Annotated in this window: 3 protein-coding genes; all 3 read left to right on the top strand. The window is 70.4% G+C overall.

The features are described from left to right. The first annotated feature begins 351 nt into the window (after positions 1-351). Positions 352-6,645, top strand: a complete 6,294-nt coding sequence (locus VXC91_RS27165; protein WP_329509969.1) for a protein kinase domain-containing protein — start codon at positions 352-354, stop codon at positions 6,643-6,645. A 33-nt stretch (positions 6,646-6,678) separates the two neighbouring features. Next, a complete protein-coding gene (locus VXC91_RS27170; RefSeq protein WP_329509970.1) occupies positions 6,679-9,645 on the top strand; it encodes a helicase-related protein in 2,967 nt (988 codons plus the stop codon). Further along, positions 9,645-11,443 (top strand): DNA methyltransferase (locus VXC91_RS27175; protein WP_329509971.1); only part of this gene is annotated, 1,799 nt, incomplete at its 3' end. The genes VXC91_RS27170 and VXC91_RS27175, both read left to right, overlap by 1 nt.

An 11,443-nucleotide genomic window follows, 5' to 3' on the forward strand; every position in this document is an offset into this window, starting at 1 on the left:
TGGCCGAGCCCCAGGGTGCGCACATTCTGCGCGAAGACCGGCTCCGGCACGACACCGTCCACGGCGGCACGCCTCAACCGAGCCAGCAGTTCGCCCAACGCGGCTCTCAAGCCAGGCTCACCCACTCCGCCGACGGCCCGATCCCGCACGCCACCCACCCCCGCTCGCTTCACACCGAGACTAGGACTGGCGTGTTGACGATGTCAACAGGTCTAGCCTCTATCAGAAGTGACCTGAATCGTGTACGGTGACGACTGCCTCACTGTCCGTTCCGACACGATGGGGCCGTGCGGCGACAGGTGAGGGCGCGTTCCTGCGCGGGAACGCGAGCGCAGGACAGGGGGAGCGGCAGTGAGACAGGAGCTCGTCGACGGCAGATTCCGCATCGGGCGGGTCATCGGCAAGGGCAACATGGGGGAGGTTCACCGGGCCGAGGACCTGCAGGCCCCGGAGGGCAGCGCCGAACGCCGGGTCGCCGTGAAGACGATCCTTCGCCGCCGTACCGGTGGCCTGATCGACACCGGCGCGGACAACAAGGCCGTCGAGCGCTTCGCCCGAGAGGTGCGCATCATGCGCCGCCTGGAACACCCGAACCTGACCCGGCTCATCGCCGGCGGAATCAGTACGGACGGCGGACTGCCCTATCTGGCCATGGAGTTCCTGGACGGTGAGACGCTGCGCGACCTCATCGAGGAAGAGCGCCAGCTGCCCATCTCCTGGGTGGCAGCGATCGGGGCCCAGATAGCCGACGGCCTGAGCACCGCTCACGCGGCTGACGTGGTGCACCGCGACCTCAAGCCCGCGAACGTCATGCTCACTCGGGGCGGAACCGTCAAGGTCCTCGACTTCGGCATGGGCCGCATCGTCGACAACCCGGACGAGGCACGGCTGACCAGCACCGGCGTCAGTGTCGGCACCGCCCGCTACATGGCGCCCGAGCAGTTCGAGGCCCGGCAGGTGACCCAGGCCGCCGACCTGTACGCGCTGGGTTGTGTGCTGTACGAAATGCTCGTCGGTGTACCGCCCTTCGTGAGCGAGTCGCCGTTCGAACTCGCCCGCAAGCACCTCGAGACCGAGCCGACACCCCTCGGCGTCATCCGTGGCGACATTCCCGCCGAGCTGATCCGACTCGTCGGTCGGCTGCTCGCCAAGGACCCCGCCGACCGTCCGGCGAGCGCGGCCGACGTCCACGAGGCCCTGTGTTCGCTCGCCGTCGGGGCAAGTGACACGCCGCAACTCCCCCACTGGAGCGCTCTCGACCCGACACGGCCCCTGGCCGCAAGCGCCGCCCGCACGGCCGCTTCCCCGTCCACGCCCACCCCACGACCGGCACCCGTCACGGCCTCCGGCACGGCGATGGACGTCTTCGGCGTGCACCGCGCCCTCATCAAGGACTACCGCGACTTCACCGAGGGCGGCACCGTCATCCGCGACGACCGTATCGCCGCGTTCGTGGAGAAGGACCTCGACGACAAGTCGCAGTGGCCGGACCCGTGGCTGTCGCTCAACCCGTTCTTCCAAAGCGGCGGCACGGTCGCCGAACTGGTCGGGGACGAGGTCCTCCACCCCGAGTGCGCCCGCATCTTCCAGGCCGGCAAGACGGAGGGCGGCACCGTTCCCGACGGGCGGCCGCTCACCCTCCACCGGCACCAGCGCGAGGCCATTGACGCCGCCGCACGCGGCGCCTCGTACGTGCTGACGACCGGCACCGGCTCCGGCAAGTCGCTGTCGTACATCGTCCCGATCGTCAACCGCGTACTTCACGAGCGGGACGCGGAAGGTCCCAAGGCCGTCAAGCGGGTGCGCGCCATCATCGTGTACCCGATGAACGCTCTGGCGAACAGCCAGCTCAAGGAGCTGGAGAAGTACCTGCGCGACGGGTACGGCCAGGGCCACGAGCCGGTCACCTTCGCCCGCTACACGGGCCAGGAGGACGACGAGAAGCGCAGGGAGATCCGCGACAACCCGCCGGACATCCTGCTCACCAACTACGTGATGCTGGAGTTGATGCTGACCCGGCCCGCCGACCGGGCCAGCCTCATCAAGATGGCCAAGGGTCTGGAGTTCCTGGTCTTCGACGAACTGCACACCTACCGCGGCCGGCAGGGCGCCGACGTGGCCCTCCTAATCCGCCGGGTCCGCGAGGCCTGCCAGGCGCCCAATGTGCAGTGCATCGGCACCTCGGCCACCATGTCGACGGAGGGCACCGTCGAGGACCAGAAGAAGGTGGTCGCCGACGTGGCCAGCCGGCTATTCGGCACGACGGTCAGCCCCGAGCACGTCATCGGCGAGACGCTCGTACGCGCCACCGACGAGGCTCCCGACACCGTCCCCGCCGAACGCCTGTCCTCGCCGGCGGCGCCGCGCGCTTACGACGATCTGGTGCGCGATCCGCTGGCCCGCTGGATCGAGACGCGGTTCGGCCTCGCCACGGACGAGTCCACGGGCCGGCTTGTGCGCCGCCGGCCCACGAAGATCGAGGTCGCGGCACGCGAACTGGCGGAGCAGTCGGGGGTGGCCAAGGACGACTGCGCGAAGGCCATCGAGGCGACCCTGGAAGCCGGCTCTCAGGCCCGGCATCCGGTCACCGACCGTCCCCTGTTCGCGTTCCGTCTGCACCAGTTCCTTTCCAAGGGCGACACCGTGTACGTCACCCTGGAGGACAAGCTCTCCCGCCACCTGACCCGCGCCTACCAGCTGGAGCAACCGGGCAGCGGCGGCAAGCTGCTGATACCGCTGGCCTTCTGCCGCGAGTGCGGCCAGGAGTACCTGACTGTCTGGCGCACCGAGAAGGACGGCGAGGTGCGCTACGAGGCCCGCCGGGACACCTCCGCCACGGGCGGACGCCAGGGCGACGGCTACCTCTTCATCGACCAGGAGCGGCCCTGGCCGTCCAGCGTCCAGTACGCCGTCGACGACCGCCGACTGCCCGAGTCCTGGCTGGAGGTGGACGACAAGGGCCAGGAGGTGGTCAGGAAGACGTACCGCGACCGGATGCCGCGCGCGGTCACCGTGGACCCGCTCGGCTACGAGGGCCGGGGCGAGCTGCAGGCCGCGTTCATCCCCTCCCCCTTCCTGTTCTGCCTGCACTGTGGTGTGGCCTACGAGCAGACGCGCGGCCGGGACTTCGCCAAGCTGGCGACGCTGGACCAGGAGGGGCGTTCCTCGGCGACCTCCCTCATCTCGGCATCGGTGGTGCGGTCCCTGAAGTCGGTGCCGGAGGAGGCGCTGGACAAGGAGGCCCGCAAGCTTCTGACCTTCGTCGACAACCGCCAGGACGCATCGCTCCAGGCCGGTCACTTCAACGACTTCGTGCAGATCACCCAGTTGCGCGGGGCGCTGTACCGGGCCGCCCTGGACGCGGGCGAGGACGGCCTCACTCATGAAGAGCTGGCCTCGGCGGTGACGAACGCGCTCGGCATCGGTCCCGTGGACTACACCGGCGAGGCGGACCAGCCCCCGACGCTCGCCAAGTCGGCCGCCAAGACCCTGCGCGACGTGGTCGCCTTCCGGCTCTACCTCGACCTGGAGCGCGGCTGGCGCATCACCATGCCCAACCTGGAGCAGACCGGTCTGCTGGAGATCGACTACGCGGACCTGCGCTGGGTCGCGGACAAGCAGGACCGCTGGGCGCACACCCACGCGGTCCTGCGGGACGCCGATCCGGCCCTGCGGGCCGAGATCATGAAGGTGCTGCTCAACGAGATGCGCCGCTCGCTCGCCATCGACGTGTCGTACTTCCGGGACGACTTCGACGCGTTGCAGCGGGCGAGCGAGGAGCGGCTGGTGGACCCGTGGGTGCTGTCGGCCTCCGACCGCCCGCGCGTGGGCACCGCCTACCCACACCCGTCGGGCCGGGGGCTGGACCGCTCCGGCCTGTTCCTCTCCGCGCGCGGCAAGTTCGGCAAGTACCTCAAGCGCGCCGACGCCTCGTTCAAGAACCTCTCCCCCGACGATCTGCAGCTCGTCATCGCGGAACTGCTGAAGGTGCTGGCCGCCAACGGCCTGGTGAAGGAGGTGGCGGAGGCCCCGCAGCGCGCGGGCCGCTACCGCAGGCCGACGACGCCGGTCACGACCGGTTACCGGGTGGCGGCCCAGTCGCTGATCTGGCGCGCCGGCAAGGGCGAGACGGGCACGCACGACCCGCTGACCCGCACCTACCCCAGTGGCGACGGCCCGCGCGTGAACACCTTCTTCCGGGACCTGTACCAGGAGGCGGCGAGCGCGCTGTCCGGGCTGTTCGCCCGCGAGCACACCGCCCAGGTCGCTCCGGAGGAGCGGGAGCGGCGCGAGGAGGCGTTCCGCAAGGCGGAGCTGAAGCTGCTGTACTGCTCCCCCACGATGGAGCTGGGCGTCGACATCTCCTCCCTGAACGCGGTGATGATGCGCAACGTGCCGCCCACGCCCGCCAACTACGCGCAGCGTTCCGGCCGCGCGGGTCGCAGCGGCCAGCCCGCGCTGGTGACGACGTACTGCGCGACGGGCAACAGCCACGACCAGTACTACTTCCGCCGTTCTGAGCGGATGGTGGCGGGCGCGGTGGCTCCCCCGCGCCTGGATCTCGCCAACGAGGACCTGGTCCTCTCCCATCTGCAGGGCATATGGATCGCGGAGGCCGGCCTGAAGCTGGGCCGCGCGATACCCGAGGTCCTGGACGTGTCGCACCCGGACACCGGCGACCGCCCGAACCCCGCCCTGAAGCTGCTTCCCGACATCCTCGACGCCTCCCTGGACGAGACCGCCCAGCACCGCACGGTGGACGCGGCCCTGCGGGTGCTCGGCCCGCTGCTCCCGGACTTCGCGGACACGACGTGGTGGCACGACGACTGGATCCAGGACCGGGTCCGCACGGTGCCGGAGCGCTTCGACCGGGCCTTCGACCGGTGGCGGCAGCTGTTCCGCGCGGCGCTCGACGACCAGTACATCCAGAACAAGCGGCGCCTGGACTACAGCCTGACCGAGAGCGACCGCAACCGGGCCAACGCCCGCCGCCGTGAGGCGGAGACGCAGCTGAACCTGCTGATGAACGAGAGCGTGGACAGCAAGTCGGTGCTCTCCGACTTCAACCCCTACCGCTACCTGGCCTCCGAGGGCTTCCTACCCGGCTACAGCTTCCCGCGCCTGCCGCTGGCCGCCTACATCCCGACCATCGGTCGCCGCCGGGGCGACGGCGACTACCTCCAGCGTCCCCGCTTCCTCGCCATCCGCGAGTTCGGCCCCGGCGCGCTCATCTATCACGAGGGCGCCCGCTACCAGGTGACCCGCATCCAGCTGCCGCCGGACTCCTCCGGTGACCTGGCGACCAGCGAGGCCCGCCGCTGCGCGCACTGCGGCTACCACCACGACCCGGCCGAGCGCCAGGACCGCTGCCACATGTGCGATGAACCGCTGGGCGCGGCCACCCATGGGCTGCTCCAGCTGCACACCGTCTACACCACGCGCCGGGAGCGCATCTCCTCCGACGAGGAGGAGCGCCGCCGGGCCGGCTTCCGCCTGGAGATGTCGTACCGCTTCCAGGACCACGGCGCCCGCAAGGGCCGCCTCAACGCCTCCGTCACGGACGCCTCGGACGCGCCGCTCGCCGACCTTGCCTACGGCGACTCGGCGACCGTCCGCATCACCAACCTCGGCAGGGTGCGCGCCAAGAAGGACGAACCGGCGGGCTACTGGCTCGACCTCGCCGACGGCCGCTGGATGAACGACAAGGACGCCGCCGAGGCTTCCGGCGACTCCAGCGAGCTGCCGGTGGTCGACGAGGACGGCAAGGAGCGGCGCCGCAAGAAGCGGGTCATCCCGTACGTCGAGGACCGCCGCAACATCCTCGTCGTCACCCTCGACGAGGCCCTGCCCGAGCCCGAGGCGCTGTCCCTCATGTACGCGCTGGAGCGGGGCATCGAGGCCGCGTTCGAGCTGGAGGACGCCGAGCTGTCCAGCGAGCTGCTGCCGCCGGACGGCGGACCCCGGGGCCGGTTCCTGTTCATGGAGGCCGCCGAGGGCGGCGCGGGCGTCCTGCGCCGCCTCCAGGCCGAGCCGGACGCCCTGGCGAAGGCGGCCCAGTGCGCCCTGTCGATCTGCCACTTCGACGAGGTCGGCACCGACCTGGGCGGCCCGCACCCGGACCGCCCGTGCGCCCTGGGCTGCTACGAGTGCCTGCTGACGTACGGCAACCAGCTCGACCACGCGCTGATCAACCGCCACGCGGCCCGGCACCTGCTGGTGCGGTTCGCCTCGGCGACGGCGGAGCGCGAGTCACGCGGCGAGTCCCGGTCGGAGCAGTACCGGCGACTGCTCGACCAGACCCCGGCGGCGCCGACGGCCGTCGAGGCGACGGCCGCCGCCGAACTGGCCGCGCGCGGTGACTTCCTGGGCTGGGCAAAGGCACGGGGACTGCACCTGCCGGACGAGGCGGGCCCCTTCCTCACCGAGGCGAACGCGATGCCCGACTTCGTGTACCGGCTCCCGGGCGGAAACGTGGCCGTCTTCGTCGACACACCCGACAAGGAGCAGGACGCCTTCCGGGACGAGGACGCCGAGGACCGTCTCTTCAACGCCAGTTGGGATGTCGTCCGCTTCGCGCACGGCGACGACTGGGACGCCATCGCCGCCGCCAACGCCCGCTACTTCGGCACGCCGACCGCCAACTGACGACCGCCTTCTCCTGAGGACTCAAAAACACTCATGGCACTCACGTACTCCGCAGGTTCCCTGGTGAAGGCCCGCGGCCGCGAATGGGTGGTGCTCCCCGAGAGCAAGCCCGACCTGCTCGTCCTGCGCCCGCTCGGCGGCTCGGACGACGACATCGCCGCCGTGTTCCCGGTCTTCGAGACGGTCGAGGAGGCCCGGTTCGCCGCGCCCGAGCCGAGCGACCTCGGCGACCAGCGGGCGGCCGGCCTGCTCCGCACCGCCCTGCGGGTCGGCTTCCGCTCGGGCGCGGGCCCCTTCCGCTCGCTGGCCGGCATCGCCGTGGAGCCGCGCGCGTACCAGCTCGTCCCGCTGCTGATGGCACTGCGTCAGAAGACGGTCCGCATGCTGGTCTCCGACGACGTCGGCATCGGCAAGACCGTCGAGGCGGGCCTGATCGCGAGCGAACTCCTCGCACAGGGCGAGGCGTCGGGCCTGGCCGTGCTGTGCTCCCCCGCACTCGCGGAACAGTGGCAGCAGGAACTGCGCAGCAAGTTCGGCATCGACGCGGAGCTGGTGCTGTCGTCGACGGTAACGCGCCTGGAGCGGGGCCTGGACCTCGGCCAGTCCCTCTTCGACCGGTACTCGAACGTCATCGTCTCCACGGACTTCATCAAGTCCACCCGCCACCGCGACGACTTCGTACGGCACTGTCCCGACCTGGTGATCGTCGATGAGGCGCACACGTGCGTGGCGGCCGACGACACCAAGACGGGCGCGCAGAACCAGCTCCGCTACGAGCTGCTGCGGCGGGTCGCCGAGGACGAGGAACGACACCTGCTCCTGGTGACGGCGACGCCGCACAGCGGCAAGGAATCCGCGTTCCGCAACCTGCTGGGCCTGGTCAAGCCCGACTTGGCGCACGTCAACCTGGAGTCGGAGAGGGGCCGGAAGCTGCTGGCCCAGCACTTCGTGGCCCGCAAGCGCGCGGACGTCCGCCAGTACCTCACCAAGGAGGACGGCCTGGCCGACGACTCCCTTGCGGAGCGCACCGCGTTCCCCTCGGACCGCTACTTCAAGGACGAGACGTACAAGCTGTCCCCGGAGTACCGGGCCCTGTTGGACGACGCGATCGCCTATGCGAGCGAGCGGGTGGAGGAGGCGGACGGCCGGGGCCGGAGGGAGGCCCGAATAGCGTGGTGGTCGGCGATCGCGCTGCTGCGCTCGCTGGTGTCGTCCCCGCGGGCGGCGGCTCAGACGCTCCGCACGAGGTCCGCGGCGGCGGTCGCGTCCTCGGCGGAGGAGGCCGACAAGCTCGGTGCCCCGCTGAACAGCGACGCGGCCGACAGCGACTCGATGGAGGGCATGGATGTAGCACCCGGCGCGGAGATCGAGGCCGACGATCCGCGCTCGCGCCTGGCCGAACTCGCCGACCGGGCGGAGGAGCTGGAGGGCCCTGCGCAGGACCTCAAGCTGAAGGCACTGATCAAGCACCTCAAGGGCCTGCTCTCAGACGGCTACAACCCGATCGTCTTCTGCCGCTACATCCCCACGGCCAAGTACCTGGCCGAGCAGCTGGCGAACGACCCGGAGACGAAGAAGCGCGGCCCGCTGGGCGCGAAGACGGTCGTCAAGGCGGTCACGGGCGAGCTGTCGCCGCAGCAGCGCATCGACAACATCGAGGCGCTGGCGACGGAGGCGGGCGAGGACGCCGCCGCGCGCCGGGTGCTGATCGCCACGGACTGCCTGTCGGAGGGCGTGAACCTCCAGCACTACTTCGACGCGGTGGTCCACTACGACCTGGCGTGGAACCCCACCCGCCACGACCAGCGCGAGGGCCGCGTCGACCGCTACGGCCAGCGCCGCGACGAGGTCCGCGTCATCACCCTGTACGGCGACGACAACGGCATCGACGGCAAGGTCCTCGAAGTCCTCATCAAGAAGCACCGCCAGATCAAGAAGGACCTGGGCATCTCGGTGTCCGTCCCGGACGAGCTGTCGACGGGCGTGACGGACGCGATCGTGGAGTGGCTGCTGATGCGCGGCCGCGAGAACGAGGACGCCCTGTTCAGCGCGGACGCGTTCAAGGTGAGCACGGCGAAGCTGGACAGTGACTGGAACTCGGCGGCGGAGCGGGAGAAAGCGTCGCGTTCGCGGTTCGCGCAGCGTTCGATCCACCCGGAGGAGGTGGCCCGGGAGGTCGCCGCAATCCGGGATGCGCTGGGCGGTACGGGCGAGGTGAGGACGTTCGTACGGGAGGCGCTGGGCTCGCTGGGTGCGGTGCTGCGGGGAGCCGACCCGTCGGAGGACTTCACGGCCCAGATGGGCGGTACGCCGGCGGGGCTGCGAGACGCGCTGGCGACGGCCGTGGGCGCCGAGGTGATCGAGCAGGACCGGCCGATCCCGTTCCGGACGGACCCGGCGGTGGCGCGGGGCGAGGCCGCTCTGGTGCGCACGGACCCTGTGGTGGGCACGCTCGCATCGCACGTCCTGAACGCGGCACTGGACACCCAGGCGGACGGCGCACGCCCGGCACGCCGCTGCGGTGTGGTGACGACGGACGCGGTGACGACGCGTACGACCCTGCTGCTGGTCCGCTACCGCTTCCACCTGACCCTGCCGTCGCGCAGCGGCGAGAAGCAGCTGGTGGCGGAGGACGCGCGGCTGCTGGCCTTCGAAGGCTCCCCGAAGAACGCCGTGTGGCTGTCCCAGGAGCGCGCAACGGCGCTGCTGGACGCGACGGCGTCCGAGAACACGGACCCGCACTTCGGCGAGCGCATGATGAAGCGCATCCTTGACCAACTCCCGGACGCGGTAGGGCATCTGGAGACGTACGGCGAGGAACTGGCCGCCGAGCTGGACGCCTCGCACCGCCGGGTGCGCCAGGCCTCCGGCGAGATCGTCCGGGGCCTGTCGGTGACGGCCCAGAAGCCGGCCGACGTCCTGGGCGCGTACCTGTACCTGCCCGCCAACCCCTCTGCTTCCTCTCCTGCCCCTGCCGCTGTCTCTGGAGCGTCCGCCTGATGTCCGCCACGACCCGCAACCAGGTGTTCACCGCCGTCCACACGGTCGGAGGTCTGCTGCCGGCCGACATGCTGCTGCGCATCTCCGAGGGCAAGGACGTCCCGGGCTCGAAGCCCGCCGACTACGGCCTGCCGTCGTCGCGTTCGGTACGGGACGAGGCGGAGCGCAGCTGGGAGTACCTGAAGCCGCTCTGGCGCGAGCTGCGCAAGCACCTCCCCGAGGACAGGCAGACCGGTCTGCCCGCGACCGACCCGACCGGCCGTGCGGGTGCCGACTGGCTGGCGCCGCTGTGGCGGGAACTCGGCTTCGGCCGCCTGACGCCGATCGGCACAGACGGCGTCACGGCCGACTCGGACACGGAGAAGCGGTTCGAGGTCTCACACCGCTGGCAGCACGCGCTCATCCACCAGGTGGCATGGAACGCCAACCTGGACAAACGACCGGGCGGCGCGGGCACTATGCCGCCGCAGTCGATGCTCCAGGAGTGCCTGAACCGGACCGAGGCCCACTTGTGGGGCATCCTCACGAACGGCCGCCAGATACGCCTGCTCCGGGACTCCAGCGCGCTCGCCACGGCGTCGTACGTCGAGTTCGACCTGGAGGCGATCTTCGACGGCGAGCTGTTCAGCGAGTTCGTGCTGCTGTACCGGCTGCTGCACGTGTCGCGCTTCGAGGTCGCGGAGGACGCGGCGCCATCGACATGCTGGCTGGAGAAGTGGCGCACGGAGGCGATCGCCCAGGGCACGCGGGCGCTGGACCAGTTGAGGAAGGGTGTGCAGCGGGCGATTACGACGCTGGGCACGGGGTTCTTGAAGCACCCGGAGAACCGGGAGTTGAGGGAGAGCCTGGAGGTCAAGACCTTCCACTACGCGCTGCTGCGCCTGGTCTACCGGCTCCTGTTCCTCTTCGTGGCCGAGGACCGCGAGGTCCTGCTGTCCCCGTCGGCGGGTGAGACGGCGAAGGAGCGGTACGCGGCGTACTTCTCCTCGGCCCGCCTCCGCCGCCACGCGCAGCGGCGTCGGGGTACGGCCCACGGCGACCTGTACCAGGCGCTGCGCTTCGTGCTGTCGGGTCTCGGTAACGACGACGGCCTGCTGGAGCTGGGCCTGCCGGGGCTCGGCGGAATCTTCGACGACACGGAGGCGGACAAGGTCCTCCACGGCCTGTCCCTGTCGAACGAGCCGCTGCTGGAGGCGGTCCGGGCCCTGTCGATCGTGCGGGACACGAGCAGCAAGCGCAATAGGGTGGTGGACTACCGCCACCTGGATGCGGAGGAGCTGGGCTCGATCTACGAGTCGCTGCTGGAGCTGGTCCCGAAGCACAACGCGACCGAGCGCACTTTTGAGCTGGTCGAGCTGGCGGGCAACGCGAGAAAGACGACGGGTTCGTACTACACGCCGTCCTCGCTGATCGAGTGCCTGCTGGACTCGGCGCTGGACCCGGTGATCGACGACGCGGTGAAGCGGGGCGAGATCCGGGCGACTCGCTCGGGTCAGCCGGACGCCCGCGATGCCATCGTGGAGGAACTGCTATCGCTGACGGTCTGCGACCCGGCCTGCGGCTCGGGCCACTTCCTGGTGGCTGCGGCACGGCGAATCGCCAAGCGGGTGGCTGCGGTACGGGAGCAGAACCCGGAGCCGACGATCGACGCGGTGCGGCACGCGCTGCACGAGGTGGTCGCGCGCTGCATCTACGGCGTCGACCTCAACCCGATGGCGGTCGAGCTGGCCAAGGTGTCGCTGTGGCTGGAGGCATTGGAACCGGGCAAGCCGCTGGGTTTTCTGGACGCCCACGTCAA

The sequence above is a fragment of the Streptomyces chiangmaiensis genome, from assembly GCF_036281785.1.
Lineage (GTDB): Bacteria > Actinomycetota > Actinomycetes > Streptomycetales > Streptomycetaceae > Streptomyces > Streptomyces chiangmaiensis.

Coding starts and splice junctions, on each gene's coding strand:
- VXC91_RS27170 (WP_329509970.1), top strand. CDS start 6,679: ATGGCACTCACGTACTCCGCAGGTTCCCTGGTGAAGGCCCGCGGCCGC.